General features: G+C 63.1%; 13 protein-coding genes. 1 reads left to right on the top strand and 12 read right to left on the bottom strand.

Annotated features, from left to right (window positions below):
- Window positions 1-193 precede the first annotated feature (193 nt).
- Entirely contained in the window at window positions 194-2,038 is a 1,845-nt protein-coding gene (locus NKH49_RS16155; RefSeq protein ID WP_352926667.1) for an aminopeptidase P family protein, read from the top strand.
- Here the strand turns inward: NKH49_RS16155 and NKH49_RS16150 are convergent.
- From NKH49_RS16150 to NKH49_RS16095, 12 genes are all read right to left on the bottom strand, one after another.
- Window positions 2,028-2,918 carry a LysR family transcriptional regulator gene (locus tag NKH49_RS16150; protein WP_352539528.1) on the bottom strand — a complete coding sequence of 297 codons (891 nt, stop codon included), beginning with the start codon at window positions 2,916-2,918 and terminating at the stop codon, window positions 2,028-2,030. The genes NKH49_RS16155 and NKH49_RS16150 overlap by 11 nt on opposite strands.
- Window positions 2,919-3,234: 316 nt before the next feature.
- Window positions 3,235-3,531, bottom strand: coding sequence for an AzlD family protein (locus tag NKH49_RS16145; RefSeq protein WP_352767756.1), 297 nt, complete (start codon window positions 3,529-3,531; stop codon window positions 3,235-3,237).
- Window positions 3,528-4,256, bottom strand: a complete 729-nt coding sequence (locus tag NKH49_RS16140; protein ID WP_352769021.1) for an AzlC family ABC transporter permease — start codon at window positions 4,254-4,256, stop codon at window positions 3,528-3,530. Before NKH49_RS16140 ends, NKH49_RS16145 begins: the two co-directional genes overlap by 4 nt.
- A gap of 122 nt (window positions 4,257-4,378) precedes the next feature.
- Window positions 4,379-5,071 carry a DUF2461 domain-containing protein gene (locus tag NKH49_RS16135; RefSeq protein ID WP_352815445.1) on the bottom strand — a complete coding sequence of 231 codons (693 nt, stop codon included), beginning with the start codon at window positions 5,069-5,071 and terminating at the stop codon, window positions 4,379-4,381.
- On the bottom strand, window positions 5,071-7,278 hold the full coding sequence (gene ligA, locus NKH49_RS16130) for an NAD-dependent DNA ligase LigA (protein WP_352926662.1): 2,208 nt from the start codon (window positions 7,276-7,278) through the stop codon (window positions 5,071-5,073). Before ligA ends, NKH49_RS16135 begins: the two co-directional genes overlap by 1 nt.
- Before the next feature lie 242 nt (window positions 7,279-7,520).
- Complete coding sequence (gene recN, locus NKH49_RS16125) at window positions 7,521-9,194, bottom strand: DNA repair protein RecN (protein WP_352769030.1); 1,674 nt, start codon at window positions 9,192-9,194, stop codon at window positions 7,521-7,523.
- 13 nt (window positions 9,195-9,207) lie between these two features.
- Window positions 9,208-10,077 carry an outer membrane protein assembly factor BamD gene (locus NKH49_RS16120; protein WP_352501057.1) on the bottom strand — a complete coding sequence of 290 codons (870 nt, stop codon included), beginning with the start codon at window positions 10,075-10,077 and terminating at the stop codon, window positions 9,208-9,210.
- A gap of 204 nt (window positions 10,078-10,281) precedes the next feature.
- Window positions 10,282-11,229 (bottom strand): UDP-3-O-acyl-N-acetylglucosamine deacetylase, encoded by a 948-nt coding sequence (lpxC, locus tag NKH49_RS16115; RefSeq protein ID WP_352501058.1) that lies wholly within the window; start codon window positions 11,227-11,229, stop codon window positions 10,282-10,284.
- Window positions 11,230-11,508: 279 nt separating this feature from the next.
- Window positions 11,509-13,179 carry a cell division protein FtsZ gene (gene ftsZ, locus NKH49_RS16110; RefSeq protein WP_254818983.1) on the bottom strand — a complete coding sequence of 557 codons (1,671 nt, stop codon included), beginning with the start codon at window positions 13,177-13,179 and terminating at the stop codon, window positions 11,509-11,511.
- Window positions 13,180-13,247: 68 nt separating this feature from the next.
- Window positions 13,248-14,555, bottom strand: a complete 1,308-nt coding sequence (ftsA, locus tag NKH49_RS16105) for a cell division protein FtsA (RefSeq protein ID WP_352820376.1) — start codon at window positions 14,553-14,555, stop codon at window positions 13,248-13,250.
- Entirely contained in the window at window positions 14,552-15,493 is a 942-nt protein-coding gene (locus NKH49_RS16100; RefSeq protein ID WP_352471564.1) for a cell division protein FtsQ/DivIB, read from the bottom strand. Before NKH49_RS16100 ends, ftsA begins: the two co-directional genes overlap by 4 nt.
- Window positions 15,481-16,407, bottom strand: coding sequence for a D-alanine--D-alanine ligase (locus NKH49_RS16095; RefSeq protein WP_352471563.1), 927 nt, complete (start codon window positions 16,405-16,407; stop codon window positions 15,481-15,483). Before NKH49_RS16095 ends, NKH49_RS16100 begins: the two co-directional genes overlap by 13 nt.
- Window positions 16,408-16,530 lie beyond the last annotated feature (123 nt).

The raw sequence follows: 16,530 nt of genomic DNA, 5'->3' as shown, positions 1-16,530 counted from the left end.
TCCTTTGCAGGGCAACAGGACTTTTCCTCCACATTAAGAAGGTAAGCTCCGCTGACGCTTTTTGAAATCGTCGATTCTGCATGGCGTCCATGCGCAAAGAGACACGCAGCAACCGGGAACGATCGGTCCGAAAATCGATTCCGATTTTCGAAGTCATGCGCTACGGTCGCACCAGCATTCGAGGAGAGCCGACATGTTCCAGACCTTCGATTCCGCCGGCGATCCGGCCGTTGGCAAGCCGCGCGTGGCAATGCTGTGCCAATGGTTGGCGGCGAACGGGCTGGATGGCTTCATCGTGCCCCGTGCCGACGAGCACCAGGGCGAATATGTCGCCGACCGCTCGGCACGGCTGAAATGGCTGACCGGCTTCAGCGGCTCGGCCGGCGTTGCCATTGTGCTTGGCGAGCGCGCCGTCATGTTTGTCGACGGGCGCTACACGCTGCAGGTGCGCCAGGAGGTCGACCTCGACATCTTTTCGATCGAGAGCCTTGTCGACAACCCGCCGGCCAACTGGATCAAGGATAATCTCGGCAAGGGCGTGCGGTTGGGCTTCGATCCGTGGCTCCATACGATCAGTGACGTCAAGGCGCTGAAGGCCTCGGCCGAGAAGTCCGGCGCGACTTTGGTGCCGCTCGAACAAAATCCAATCGACGCCATCTGGCAGGACCAGCCCGGGCCGCCACTGGCGCCGGTCGAGATCCACCCGATCGGCTTTGCCGGCGAACTGGCCAAGGACAAGCTGGTGCGGCTGGCGGCGGCCATCGAGAAGGACGGCGCCACCCATGCCGTGCTGACCGACCCCTCCTCCATTGCCTGGGCGTTCGACATCCGTGGCGGCGACGTACCGCACACACCGCTGGCGCTCGGCTTTGCCGTGCTCGCCGCCGACGGCTCGCATCTGCTTTTCATGGACCAGCGCAAGTTTTCGCGCACCGTCGCGGCCTACCTGACGCAGCTCGCCGAATTGCACGAACCAGGTGAATTCGAATCGGCAATCGTCACCCGGGCCAAGGGCGGCGCAAAAATCGCGCTGGACCCGGTTCTCGCGGCGGACAAGCTCAGAATGCTGGTCGAGGATAATGGCGGCACCGTCATTGCCACGGCCGATCCGGCCCGCATTCCACGCGCAACAAAGAACAAAGCTGAGATCGCCGGCGCACGCGCCGCACATCGCCGCGACGGCGCCGCGGTCGCCAAGCTGCTGTGCTGGCTCGACCGCCAGAAGCCCGGCACGCTCGACGAAATCGCCGTTGTCACCAGGCTTGAGGAGACGCGCCGTCAGACCGGCGAAGAAACGCAGATGCCGCTGCGCGACGTATCGTTCGATACCATCTCCGGCGCTGGTCCTAACGGCGCTATCATGCACTACCGCGTCTCCCGCGCCACCAATCGCAAGCTGGGGGATGGCGAGCTGTTCCTGCTCGATTCCGGCGGGCAGTACCAGGACGGCACCACCGACATTACCCGCACGGTTCCGATTGGCGCGCCAACCGAGGAGATGCGCGAGCGCTTCACGCTGGTGCTGAAAGGCATGATCGGCATCTCCATGCTGCGCTTCCCCCAGGGCACGCGCGGCTCCGAAATCGATGCAGTGGCGCGCCTGGCGCTATGGAGACACGGCTGCGATTTCGCCCATGGCACCGGGCACGGTGTCGGCTCCTATCTTGCCGTGCATGAGGGCCCGCAGCGTATCGCCAAGACCGGTACCGAGAAGCTGCTGGCCGGCATGATCGTCTCCAACGAGCCCGGCTATTACAAGGAAGGTTCCTACGGCATCCGCATCGAGAACTTGATTCTGGTGACACCGGCCGAGGCAATCGAGGGCGGCGACATCGCCATGCACGGCTTCGAGACACTGACGCTGGCGCCGATCGACAAGCGGCTGGTCCGATCGGACCTTTTAACCCGCGACGAGTTGCATTGGCTTGACGAATACCATGCGCGCGTACTGGCCGAGATCGGACCGATGCTCGACGGCGAAACGCTGGCCTGGCTGGAAAAGGCAACCGCGCCGCTGCCGCACGACTTCAAGCAATAGCCGCGGCGACAACGCCGGTTGACAGGCTTTGCTCCGCAAGCAGTCCCTGCAAAGCGGTGACGTTGGGAGAACCGGCTCCCTTGCGCCAGAACAACACCGTGACGGCATTGTCTTCGTCAGCGGGCAGCTCGTGCAGCTTTAGCCAGCGGCTTTCCGGAAAACCCGAAAGCACGCTTTTCGGCATCAGCGCTATGCCCATGCCAGCCACCACGCAACCAAGGATGGCATGGTATGAACCAAGCTCGATGGTTTTCTCGGCCATGAACCCTCTACGCGCGTACCATTGTTCCAGCCGCTTGCGGTGCGGGCAGCCGTGCTCGAAGGCTATCATGGTTTTGGGCATGTCCAGGTGGTCTTCGACCGAAACGCGCGATGCCGCCGAGACAATGACCAGCTGCTCGTGGAATGCCGGCAGCTTTTCGAACGGAACGTCAGCGATCGGCTCGGCGGCGAAGGCTGCATCGAGTTCGCCGGCAAGCATGGCGGTCGCGAGAACCTGCGGATTGCCGGTGCGCAACTGGATTTCCACTTCGGGATGCCGTGCATGGTATTCGGCGAGCAGACTTGGAAGCCGTGCCGCGGCGGTGCTCTCCATGGCACCTAGGCGAAGAGTGCCGCGCGGGCGTGGATCGAGCATCGCCGTTCGCGCCTCCTCCGCAAGCGCCAGCAGCCGATCCGCATAGCCGACCAATCTGTGACCGGCCGGCGATACGTGCAGGCGCTTGCCCTCCCGGATAAACAGCTGCACGCCGAGATCCTCCTCGAGCTGCCGGATGCGTGTGGTCACGTTCGACTGCACGCGAAACAGTTTTTCCGCCGCCCTGGTGATTCCGCCCTCGCGCACCACCGTGCGGAAGATGCGCAGATCGGCCAAATCCATACATCTCTCCTGGAGAACATAACGATCTTAATTATTCATTTTAACTGATTATGCCTTTCCCGTAAATCGCCGGTGTAGCTGCCGATCAACACGGCAAACCAGGGGAGATGGAAATGTCGCGTGAGCCCTTCGGCATCCAGCCGATCGATCTAAGCGCATTGACCCCGAAGCAGCGCGAAGCGCTCTATAGCGACGCCGTGCGTGGCGCCCACCAGGAGAGAGCGGAGGCGATCCGGCTGAGCCTGTCGCGGGTCGGCGCGGCAATAGTCGCTGCGGTAAAGCGCATGTGTGCTCTCGCCGCCAAGGCAAAAGTCGGTCAGCCGACGAGCTGCCGCGCGAGGATCAGCACGGCAGCACCCGCCAGGAACATCGCCATAAGGCCGCCGCGCAGTGAGACAAGGCCGGCGACGATCAAGGCTGCCCATTCCGCCGGCCCGGCGCTGAGCGCCGCCGGCGCCACCAGCGTGGTCAGCACCGCCGCCGGCACGGCGCTGAGCCCGGCTTCGACGCGCGGGTGGATTTGATCGAAACGCGAGATCACCAGATGACCGCCGATGCGGGTCAGATAGGTCGCGATGGAACCGGCGACGATGATCCACAAGGTCGTGCTCATGGCCGTGCCTCCACGCCGCTGTGGCGGGGCGGCAGGATGACGGCGAGCAGCACGCCGGCCAGCGCACCTATGGAGACATGCCAGGGCGAGCCGACCGTTTTGTATGCAATGATGGAGGCGGCAGCGCTGGCGACGACCACCGGCAGCCACAGCGGCCGCTTGCGGAAGCTCATGACCAGGCCGAGAAAATATATCGGCAGCAGGAAATCGATGCCCAACGCATGGGTGTCGGGAATAAGCTTGCCGAACATCGCGCCGAGCGCGCTTTCGATGATCCAGAACACATAGACCGGCAGCCCAAGCCCCATATACCAGGTGAACCCGACGGTCTCGCCGGCCTCCGCCTTGCGCTCGGCCACCGCGAACTGCGGATCGGTCAGCACAAAATAGCCTATCGCCTGCTGCACCAGCGGCCAATGCGCAATGCGCCGGCCGATGCCAGCCGAATAGAGCACATGGCGAAAATTCACGGCGAAGATCGACAGCACGATCAGCCACGGCGCGACATGCTGGCCGAACAGCTCGATGCCGACCATCTGGCTGGCGCCGCCGAACACCGTTGCGCTCATCAGGAACGCTTCGAGCACGGAAAACCCGTTGTCGACTGCGAGCGCTCCGAACAGCAACGCAAACGGCGCCGACGCCACCACGACGGGCATGCTGAGCCGCACGCCGTCCCAGAAATCGCTTTTCGCTCCGTTTTCGGAGATTGCTTCCGCCGACATCGATCGCTCCTTGGGAACGGCCGTATGTAGAGAGAGCGGCCCGGCTTGTCACACCAATTTGCTTGAGGCAAACGATCAGCGGAAATGATGGCTGAAGCGTCGCGGCAAGCTCGCTTCCGAGCCTAGCGCGGCGAAGCCTTGCCTTCGATCGCCCTGCCCCAGTCGAGCAGCGGTTTTGCCCGCATGGCGAAGTCGACAAGGTCGTCGACCAATCCAGCTCCGTAGATATCCGCCGGCTCGATTGCGTGCCGGACGGCAAAATGCCGGTTGCGGATCGCGGCAGCGAGATCGGGCTCGGCGATATGCTCGAAGCCGCGCGGCGTGCGCTTCATGCAGCCGTCCGGGTCGAGCTCGAGACCATTCTTCTTCAGCGCCGCGACGAGGCTGCGGAATTCAGCGGGCCGCTTCGCGATCGCGTTGCGCAGCGCCAGCAATAGCTCCGGTCCGGGCTGCCACCAGGCAATGGCGGCAAAGCATCGCTCGAGCCCGATATGGACGTAAAACACGCCCTGTTCCATCTTGGTGCCGTCGGGCGAAAGGATCGCCGACAGATGCTGGTTGTAAGGCCGTTTGTCTTTGGCAAAACGCACGTCGCGATTAATCCGGAACAGCGATTTCTTGCGGTCGCCGCGCAGGCCGAACCCCAATGCTGTGAAGCGCTCGGAGAGCGTCTCGACCAGATCGCCGAAGGGATCGCGCAGGTCGCGCTCGAAAAGATCGCGGTTTTCCAAAAACCACTCCCGGCTCTGATGAAAATCCAGCGCCTTGAGGAAGGGAATGGCCTTTTGCCCAAAACCATTGAACGCAGCAGCCATCACGCGCCCTTGCCGATCCGCTGCAACCAGGTGTCCTCGTCGATCACCTCGATGCCGAATTTGGTCGCGTCCTTCAGCTTGGAACCGGCGCCCGGGCCTGCCACCAGGAGATCGGTCTTCGCGGAAACCGAGCCGGCGACCTTCGCGCCGAGACGTTCGGCCATCGCCTTGGCCTCCGGGCGCGTCATCTTTTCCAGCGTGCCTGTAAACACGATTGTCTTGCCGGCGACCGCACTATCGGCTGAGACGTTCACAATGTACGGCTTCGGGTGGATCTGTGTGAGCAGCGCTTCAAGCACGGCGTCGTTGCGTTCATTGCCGAAGAAATCGCGAAGCGCGCCTATCACGGTGTCGCCGATGCCGTTGATTGAAGGAAAAACGGTGTGTGGATCGGCTGCTGCTGCTGTCTCCTTGCCAATGCGGATCAACTCCTCGATCGTCGAGAAGGTTCGGGCGAGCACAGCGGCCGTCGTTTCGCCGATATGGCGGATGCCCAGCGCAAAGATGAAGCGATCGAGTTCGGGTTCGCGGCGGGCGTCGATGGCAGCGAAGAGCTTGTCGAGGCCGTCATAGTTGCGTTCCTCGACGCTGCGTACATTCTTGCGCGTTTTGCCCGATGCGGCCTCACGCTGCCTGGCCTGCTCCTCCCGTCGCTCCGCCAGCGCCTTGGTGACGGCGGGACGGCGGTCCCGGAGGGTGAAGATATCGGCGGCAGTCTTGACCAACCCGGCATTGAAGAACAGGTCTATGTTTTCAGCGCCCAGGCCTTCGATATCCATGGCGCCGCGCGACACAAAGTGGCGTAATCCTTCCACGGCCTGCGCGGGGCAGATCAGCTCGCCGGTGCACCGTCGGCGGGAATCCTCCTTGCCGGTCTTCTCGTTGATCTCGCGCGTTGCGGGTGAGCCGCAGATCGGACATTTGTGCGGGAATTCGTAGGGCACGGCATCTGGCGGACGCTTGTCGACGACGACGCTGACGATCTGCGGAATGACGTCCCCTGCCCGCTGGATGACCACCGTGTCGCCGATACGGATGTCGTTGCCGTCGCGGATCGGCTGGCCGTTGCTGTCCAGACCCTTGATGTAGTCTTCGTTGTGAAGCGTGACATTTTCGACCACGACGCCGCCGACCGTGACGGGCGCAAGCCGGGCAACGGGCGCCAGCGTACCGGTACGGCCGACCTGAATGTCGATCCTGAGCACGGTCGTCATCGCCTGTTCGGCCGGAAATTTATGAGCGATCGCCCAGCGTGGTTCGCCGGTGACGAAGCCCCATCTGCGCTGCAACTCCAATTGGTCGACCTTGTAGACGACGCCGTCGATGTCGTAGCCGAGCGATGAGCGCTGGGCCTCGATAAGGTGATAATGCGCGATCAGTTCGTCGACCGACTTTGCCCGGACCATCAGCGGACTGACCTTGAACCCCCACTCCGCGAATTTTTGCACGGAATCGTATTGGGTCGGAGCTGGATCCTTTGAAGTATAGCCCCAGGCGTAGGCAAAGAATTTGAGGTTGCGGCTGGCGGTAACGGACGGGTCCTTCTGGCGCAGCGATCCGGCCGCCGTGTTACGCGGATTGACGTAATCCTGGCCGCCTATCGCCGCCGAACGCTGCTTCAGCGCCTCGAATTCCGCGTAGGTCATATAGACCTCACCGCGTATTTCGATGACCTCGGGCCAGTCCGATCCCTTCAAGGTCTTGGGAATATCGGCGATGGTCTTGAGATTGGCGGTGATGTCCTCGCCGACGACGCCGTCGCCGCGCGTTGCCCCCTGCACGAACACACCGCCTTCATACCGCAGGGAAGCCGATAGCCCGTCGATCTTCGGCTCAGCCGTGAAGGCGATGTTCAGCTCCTTGTCGCGATCAAAGAATCGCCGGCCGCGTTCTATGAAGTCCGCGACGTCCTGGTCGGTGTAGGCCTTGGCGAGGCTAAGCATCGGCACCGCGTGGCGCACCTTTGCAAAACCTTCCGCCGGCGGCGCGCCGACCCTGCGTGAGGGCGAATCCTCGCGCACAAGATGCGGGAACTGCTGCTCGATGGCGAGGTTGCGCCGGGTCAGCGCGTCATATTCCGCATCCGTGATTATCGGCGCGTCCTCGCCGTGGTAGCGCCGGTCGTGCTCGGCGATCTCCTGCGCCAACCGCTTCAACTCGCTTGCCGCCTCGCTTTCGCTGAGCGAATCGACTGGTTTTTCGTCCATGCACTGCTCCCTCCACGGTGGCGCGACACAATAGAACAGGATTTTCTCATGAGGGAGAGACCAGACACAGAAAATCATTCCTGAACAGCAGGATGGCGCCATACCCTGACTCAGGTCACGAGCGCCGGAAACGAACTCGCCTGGAGCAATTCCAGGAAAAGTGTGAAACGGTTTTCCGTCCGGAACTGCGCAGAAACAAAGAGGTAGAGCGGTTCGGCGTTTCGGTGAAACGATGAACAGCTCTACGCTGCCGCGGTGTTCTCCCGCAGCAGCCGCTCGGCCGCCGCGCGCGCCTCGTCGGTGATGGTGGCACCGGCGAGCATGCGTGCGATCTCTTCCTGCCGCGCTGCCCGGTCCATCTCGGCGATGCCGGTCGAGACCCGGTCGGCGCCGCCCGATTTGGAGATCAGGAAATGCGTCGCCGCGCGCGCCGCCACTTGCGGTGCATGCGTGACCGAAAGCACCTGCACGCGTTTTGCCAGCCGCGCCAGCCGCTGGCCGATGGCGTCGGCAACCGCGCCGCCGACGCCGGTGTCGATTTCATCAAAGACCAAGGTCGGCGCCGACCCGCGATCAGCCAGCGCGACCTTCAACGCCAGCAGGAAGCGCGAAAGCTCGCCGCCGGAAGCGACCTTCATCATTGGTCCTGGCCTGGTGCCGGGATTGGTCCGCACCCAGAACTCGACCTGGTCGATGCCTTCTTCCATGCGGCTCTCGGCATCGCTTGCGATCTCGACGATGAACTCGGCGCGTTCGAGCTTCAGCGCCGGCAGTTCGGCCATCACCGCCTTGCTCAGCCCGACAGCCGCCGCATGGCGAAGCGACGACAGCTGGGCCGCCGTAGTGTCATAGGCCTGGCGCGCCGCCGCAGCCTGTTTCTCCAGCGCCTGCAGGCGCTCCTCGCCGGCGTCGAGATCGGCAAGGTCGGCAGCCATGGTGTCACGCAATTGCGCCAGGTCATCGACGGCGACGCTGTGCTTGCGCGAGGCGGCACGCAGCGAAAACAGCCGCTCCTCAGCCTTCTCCAGCCGCTGCGGATCATATTCGGTGGCGCGAAGTGCTGCTTCGACGCCCGACTGCGCCGCGTCGAGCGACAGCATCGCCTCGTCGAGCGACTTGACGACATCCTCGAGCAGCCCGGGCGCTTCGGTGACCTTGCGCTGCAGCCGCCTGAGCAGGCTGGCCAGTTGCGGCAAGGGCGAGGACGGACCCGAGAGCACATCCTGCGCATCGTGGATTTCCGAGGCGATCTTTTCGGCACGCATCATCAAGGCGCGCAATTCGGCCAGCTCGGTCTCTTCGCCAGGTTGCGGATCGAGCCTGGTCAATTCGGCGACCGCTGCACGCAGATAATCGGCCTCACGGGCAGCTGCCTCGACTTTGGCCCGGTGCCGTGAAAATTCCTGCTCGCAGGTACGCCAATGCCGCCACGCCTCGCCGGTTGCCCGAGCAGCGCCGAGATGGCCGCCGAAACTGTCGAGCAACTCGCGATGGGCGCCGGGATCGACCAAAGCGCGCTCGTCATGCTGGCCGTGGATCTCGACCAGCGCACGGCCGATGTCGCGCATCAGCGTCACGCTGGACGGCTGGTCGTTGACGAACACGCGCGTGCGGCCGTCAGCCGTCTGGACGCGGCGCAGGATGATTTCGCCGTCGTCCTCGATGGCATTCTCGGCAAGCAACATGCGAGCCGCGTGGTTGCGCGGCACGTCGAACACGGCGATGATCTGGCCTTGTGCCGCGCCATGCCGCACCAGCGAAGCGTCGCCGCGGGCGCCAAGCGCCAGCGACAAGGCGTCGAGCAGGATGGATTTTCCGGCGCCGGTTTCGCCTGTAAGGACCGAAAGGCCGGACGAGAAGTCGATGTCCAGCTTCTCGATCAGAACGATATCGCGGATCGACAGTCTGGAGAGCATGGTGACGCGCCGCTCAGGCGCCGGTGATCAGCTTCCCGGCCTTGGAGATCCACGATCCGGCATTCTCGCGCGGCTCGAGCCCACCACTCTGCAGGAGCTTGTAGGAGTCCTTGTACCACTGGCTGTCGGGATAGTTGGTGCCGAGCACGGCCGCAGCGGTCTGCGCTTCCGACGTCAGCCCCATCGCATAGTAGCTCTCGGTCAGACGCGCCAGCGCCTCCTCGACATGACGTGTGTTGGAATAGTTCTCCACGACGTTGCGGAACCGTTTGACGGCCGCGATGTATTCGCGGCGCTCGAGATAGTAGCGGCCGATCTGCATCTCCTTGCCGGCGAGCTGATCGTTGGCGAAGCGGATCTTCTCCTTGGCATCATCAACATATTCGGAAGTCGGCCAGCGCGTTACCAGATCCTGCATCGTCTGCGCGGTAAGACGCGCTTCCTTCTGGTCCTGAGTGACGTCCTTGATCTGGCGGTAGTAGCTCAGCCCGATAATATACTGGGCATAGGCTGCATCGTCGGTCGACGGGTAGAGGGTCAGGTAGCGCTTGGCCGAACCGATCGCCTCATCGTAATTGCCCTGACGGTAGTCGGCAAAGGCACCCATCACCATCGATTTGCGGGCGAATTCGGAATATGGATGCTGGCGGTCGACGGCATCGAACTTGCGGCTTGCCTCCTGCAGTCGCCCGGCATTCAGATTGGCGAGACCCTGATTGTAGAGCACGTCGGCCGGCTCGGTCTGATCGACATAGGTCGACAGATCGACGTCCTTCTCGGACGACATGCAGGCCGACAGAAACAGCGATGGAACGACCACCGAAAGCGCCAGGAAAACAGCCCGCCGCGGCGCCTTCGATTGACCAACTCGCTTGAAAAACATGTTTGGATTCCGCCCTTTCGGCGTCATTTCAGTCGACGGCAGCAGCCATAAACCATAATTGCCTTGCCCGGCAACGCTATCCCCGGCCAATCGCACATTTTTGTGGCGCTTTGGCGCTACCTGGAAAGCTGTGTAATTTGGTAGGCCGGTGATGCATCCATGCAACACAGCTTGACCGCAACGGGAGCCGCAAGACCTTAAGAATCAGATCATCCAGGGCGCATAGAGGGGTGCGTTGACGGCGCTCATCTCCGCGGTACGCCCGCGCTCGCGGCGCGTCGTCTCAACGATCTCGAAAGCCGAACGGTCGGACAAGAGACGGCGCAGCGCAGCTGCGTTCAGCCTGTGGCCGCCACGATAGGAGCGGAAGCAGCCGATGAACCGGGCACCGGCGAGCGCCAGGTCGCCCATCGCATCCATCGTCTTGTGGCGCGCGAACTCGTTGGGATAGCGCAGGCCTCCCATATTGATCACGCGGTTGTCGTCGCCGATCACCAGGGAGTTTTCCAACGAGGAGCCGAGCGCATAGCCGGCCGCCCACAGCCGCTCGACGTCCTTCATGAAACCGAAAGTGCGGGCCCGCGCGACGTCACGCCGGAAAATTTCGGCGTTCATGTCGGATGCAAAAAGCTGGCGCCCGATCGCCGGGCTTTCGAAATCGATCTCGATCTCGAAGCGCGTGCCGTCATAGGGCCGGAACTCCGCCCAGCAGGCGCCGTTCTCGATGCGAACCGGCTTGACCACCCTGATGTAGCGACGCTTGACCGGCAGCGTTTCGACGCCTGCCTGGTCAATGGCCTCGATGAACATCACTGCGCTACCGTCGAGGATAGGCACCTCATGGCCGTCGATTTCGATGACGAGATTGTCGATCCCAAGCCCGAAAAGCGTCGCCATCAGATGCTCGACCGTGGCAATGTGCTCGCCCTGCGGATCGCCGAGCATGGTGCAGAGGTCGGTGGCACCGACCTCGGAAACGAGCGCGCGAAATTCGTGGCTTCCGCTTGCATTCGAAAGCTGGAAGACGACACCCGTATCGGCGTCCGCCGGCAGGAAATGGACGGTGACCGGATTGCCACTGTGAACGCCGATGCCGGTCAGCGTCGCACGCGATTTAAGTGTCGTCTGATAGTCGTGCAAAACAATCCCCATAGCCCATGCTGCCTAGGTCCGCTTCATCTGCCCTGAGGGCACGGCTCTTGATTGATCGGCAGGCAGGGCCACTTCCCCGAGACTCCCAGCAAACCGACTTTGGTCGGCGGCGAAGATAATGGTCCCGCAGGGAGACTCCAAATCACGGTTTCTTACTCGTTGTAACCGCGCTCCAGCGCGGGATTGCCGCATAAGTCCTTGTTTTGAAATTGCTTTTAATTTTAACAGGCGAACAGTTTCCTGCTCGCCTGTTAACAACTGTTACGAACCGTTAACAGATCAATTGGCCTGTCGGCGCAGGAAGGCGGGAATCTCCAACTGATCGTCTTCCTGGACAGCCCGGCTCTGCGGCGTCAGGCGGCCCTGCTCGTCCAGCTGGCCGCGGCGCGGTGCGTAAAGCTGCGGATCCTGGCTGGCTAGGCGGCGCACTTCCGCCGGCGCCTGGCGCAGTTTCGGTTCGCGAGGCTGCGCCGGCTGCAGTCTTGCAGGCTCCTCTTCGCGGCGGGTCAAGCCGTTGGTCAGGCGCTTGAGCAAGCCCATCGGGCCGCTGTTCTCGTGGTCGGCGGGGCGGGCCTTGGCTTCCACTTCGGCCTTCACCTGCGGCGGGAAATCCTCGACCCGCGGCATGCGCTGGGGTGCCGCGGCAACCGGCTGCGGCATTTCACGATGCGGAGCGGGCTGCATCGCTTGCTGAACCGCTGGCTGCATCATTGGCTGCGGCTGAGCGGGAGGCGCCTGGAAAATCTTGCTCTGCGGACGGAAGTCTTCCGCATGCGCGACCGGTGCCGGGCGGGCCTGCGCCATCGCTGCCGCATTCGCCTCGGCGAGCTGAATGGCCTCGGCGACAGGATCGGCAGCACGTGGTTCATAGATCGGTTGCTGGACAGGCGCCGGGCGCATTTCCGTGACCTGGGCCGCCGGGCGGCTGACCGGCTTCGGCGGAGCCGCGCGGATGGCGATCGGCGCGGCAGCGATTTCGGCCGCCGATTTGTCGATGCCGGTGGCGACCACCGACACGCGGATGACGCCTTCGAGTTCCTCGTCGAAGGTGGCGCCCAGAATGATGTTGGCGTCCTGGTCGACCTCTTCGCGAATGCGGGTTGCAGCCTCATCGACTTCGAACAGGGTCAGGTCACGGCCGCCGGTGATCGAGATCAGCAGGCCCTTGGCGCCCTTCATCGAGGTCTCGTCGAGCAGCGGGTTGGCGATGGCGGCTTCCGCCGCGGCCATTGCGCGGCCCTCGCCCGAAGCCTCGCCGGTTCCCATCATCGCCTTGCCCATTTCGCGCATGACCGAGCGGACGTCGGCGAAGTCGAGATTGATCAGGCCTTCCTTGACCATCAGGTCGGTAATGCAGGCAACGCCCGAATAGAGCACCTGGTCGGCCATCGCGAAGGCATCGGCGAAGGTGGTCTTGTCATTGGCCAGCCGGAACAGGTTCTGGTTGGGAATGACGATCAGGGTATCGACGCATTTCTGCAGTTCCTCGATACCCATGTCGGCCGTCTTCATGCGGCGCTGGCCTTCGAAGTGGAACGGCTTGGTGACGACGCCGACGGTGAGGATACCCTTTTCGCGGGCAGCGCGGGCAACGACGGGAGCCGCCCCGGTGCCGGTGCCGCCGCCCATGCCGGCAGTGACGAAGCACATATGCGTGTTGGAGAGATGATCGATGATCTCGTCGATGCATTCCTCCGCCGCCGCGCGCCCGACTTCAGGCTGCGATCCGGCGCCGAGACCTTCGGTGACATGCGCGCCGAGCTGGATCAGCCGCTCGGCCTTCGACATCGTCAGTGCCTGCGCGTCGGTGTTGGCCACCACGAACTCGACGCCGCGCAAGCCGGCGGTGATCATGTTGTTGACGGCATTGCCGCCGCCGCCGCCGACACCGAACACGGTGATGCGCGGCTTGAGCTCGGTGATGTCCGGCTTCTGCAGATTGATGGTCATTGTCTTCGTCCTTTGCCTTTCCCGCCGCTTCGCCGCCGCGGCCGCCTATGGGGCTGTCCCCGTCAAAATTAAAAACTGTCTCTCAACCACTGACTCATTCGATGCAGTTTTCCGCCTGTTCCGGTCATCCGAAGACCGGAAATTCCCTTCGCCGGCCGGCTCTCGAAGCTCGCCATCTGTGGATAGATCAGAAGTCCGACCGGGGTCGAGAAAGCCGGCCCCTTGGCCGCCTCGGGCAAGCCTGCCACGCCAAGCGGGCGTCCGATGCGCACATTGCGGCCGAGAATGCGGCGTGCAGCTTCTGGCAGGCCGGCAAGCTGGCTGGCACCGCCGGTCAGCACCACGCGCTTGCCGACGGCGTTGCCGTAGCCGGATTTGTTCAGCCGGTCGCGCAACAATTCCAGCGTCTCGTCGATGCGGGCGCGGATGATGCGCGTCATCACCGAGCGCGGGATCTGCAACGGCACCTCGCCGTCCTCGCCGATCGGATGGATGGAAATCAGGTCGCGGTCGTCGGCACTGCCAGGCAGCGCCGAGCCATGCATCACTTTCAGCCTTTCGGCGGCATCGAGCGAGGTCGACAGGCCCTTGGCCATATCCAGCGTGACGTGGTTGCCGCCGATCGCGATGGCATCGCCATGGACGAACTTGCCTTCCGAAAACACCGAGATCGTCGTCGTGCCGCCGCCCATGTCGATGCAGGCCGCGCCCATTTCGAGCTCGTCGTCGACGAGCGCAGCAAGCCCACTGGCATAGGGCGTCGCCACCATGCGTTCAACCGACAGATGCGAGCGGTTGATGCAGAGCTCCAGATTGCGCAAGGGCGCTGCGTCGCCTGTCAGCACGTGCATGTCGACGCCAAGCTGGTCGCCAACCATGCCGCGCGGATCGCGCACACCGCGCTCGGCATCCAGCGAAAAGGCTACGGGAAGCGAATGGATCACCTCGCGCTCGGCCCGCAACGCCTGCTTGGCGCCGGCGGCAAGCACGCGCTTGATGTCGGCCTCGTCGGCCTCATGGCCGCCGAGATTGATGGTGGCCGAAAAAGCCTCGCTCTTCAGCCGGCCGGCAGTCATGTTGACGATCAGCGAATCGACCGTCAGTCCCGCCATGCGTTCGGCGGCGTCGACGGCAAGACGGATGGCGTGCTCGGCACGGTCGAGATCGATGACGACGCCGGATTTCACGCCTTGCGATTTCTGGTGGCCGATGCCGATCACCTGGACGCGATGCGAGCGTCCGCGCAGCAGCTTGCCATCCTCGCGCGGCTTGAGTTTGGCCACCACGCAGCAGACCTTGCTGGAGCCGACATCCAGCACCGTCAGGATGCCGGACCGGCGCGACGAGGCATCGCTATTGCCGCCAAGCCAGCTCATATCTTCGTCTCCGGCTTGCGCTTCAGCATCTTGGGCTTTTCGTCGAGCGCGGCTTGGCGCTGTGTCGCCGCTTCCGGCGTCAACTGGACGACCAGACGATCGGAAAGGCGCATGTCGACGGCGGCGATGTCGCGCGTCAAAAGCCCGTTCTCGTGATCCATCCTGACCAGGTCGGCAATCGCCTGGTCCTCACCGTCTTCGGGAAGCTTGATCGTGATGCCGTTTTCAAGCTTGAGATCCCAGCGCCGTTCGCCGATGCGGATATAGCCCTTGATCCGCGCGGCGAGCTCCGGATAATTCTTGATCTTGGCCAGGAAATCCGGCGCTGTGGCCGGCGCGCCGGTGCCGATGATCAGCGGGAGCAATATCTGCTTGCCGCCGGAGAACGGCGCAATGACGGTGCCGGATTTCTCGATGACCGAAAGCGCGCTGCCTTGCTGCCACAACGCGAACGGCTCGCGCTCCTCGACGCGCACTTCCAGCGTATGCGGGTAGACCTTGCGCACTGCCGCGGCTTCGACCCAGGGTAGCGTGGTGATGCGTTCGCGCGCCGCTTCGGCATCGAAGCCGATCAGCGAGGTCCAGCCGTCGAGTTCCAGCCTGTCGAGAATATCGATCTCGGACGTTTCGCGGTTGCCGACGACCTTGACCTGGTCGACGGCAAAGCCGGTGCGGGCGGTGACACTCTGGACGATGGCGTCGGAATATCCGCCGAGATAGGCGCCATAGGCACTGCTCGAAACAAGCAGTGCCGCCGACAGCATGGCAGCGCAATAGGGCGGCGCTTCGAAGTCGCCTTCGCCGAGGCGCGCCAGCACGCGCACCGGCCGGCGGAGCAGGCGCGGCAGCACGAAATGGTCGAACGACAACGGCATGCCGAACAGCGCCGGCCCGGCCGCGCCCTTCCCCTTGCCCTGTCCCCACTTCAACGCAGACACGAAGCGTCCTCCACCATCCAACTCAACAAATCGCCGAACGAGTGTCCCGCTTGCGCGGCGATTTCCGGCACCAAAGACGTCGGCGTCATGCCCGGCTGGGTGTTGACCTCGAGCCAGACAATTTCGCCGTTTTCGGAGTGACGATCGTCATAACGGAAGTCCGACCGGGAAACGCCCCGACAGCCGATAGCTTGGTGAGCCTTGAGCGTCAGTGTCTGTATTTTTTGGTAAATATTCGGTGAAAGTTTTGCCGGGCATTCGTGTTTTGATCCTCCCGCGACGTATTTTGAATCATAGTCGTAGAAGGAATGGCCGGTCGGGATGATCTCGCAGACACCGAGCGCCACATCGCCCATCACCGCGCACGTCAATTCCCGCCCGTGCACATAACGCTCGACCATCACCGTATCGCCATATCTCCACTCGGACGAGCCGATGATCTGCGGCGGATGCGACTGGCCTTCATGGACGATGACGACACCGAAGCTCGACCCTTCGTTGACCGGCTTGACGACATAGGGCGGCTTCATCGGGTGCTTGTTCTGAATGGCGAAGCGATTGGCCACCTTCGATTCCGCCACCGGAATGCCTCCCGCCTTGGCGACCTTCTTGGCCTGTTCCTTGTTCATCGCGAGCGCCGAGGCAAGCACGCCGGAATGGGTGTACGGAATGGCGAGGTACTCGAGGATGCCCTGGATGGTGCCGTCCTCGCCGAAAGGGCCGTGCAGCGCATTGAAGACGACGTCAGGCTTGAGCGCGCTGAGCACCGAGCCGATGTCGCGCGAGACGTCGACGCGGGTGACTTGGTAGCCCTCTCCCTCGAGCGCATCGGCGCAGGCCTTACCCGACGACAGGGACACGGGCCGCTCGGACGAGAATCCCCCCAGAAGAACGGCCACATGCTTGCTTGTCATTCCCCGTCATTTCCTCTCACAGCAGGCCTGCACCATCGTGCATGCCCCGAAAAGCATCGCGCGCACTCAAATGCGCCCGAGCAACTTCGCTCCCGTGTTTCCGCAACATTGAGTCCGAGTCTC

The sequence above is a fragment of the Mesorhizobium sp. M1088 genome, from assembly GCF_040318575.1.
In the GTDB taxonomy this organism is placed as follows: Bacteria; Pseudomonadota; Alphaproteobacteria; order Rhizobiales; family Rhizobiaceae; genus Mesorhizobium.
This window is presented reverse-complemented; position numbering and strand designations above follow the sequence as displayed.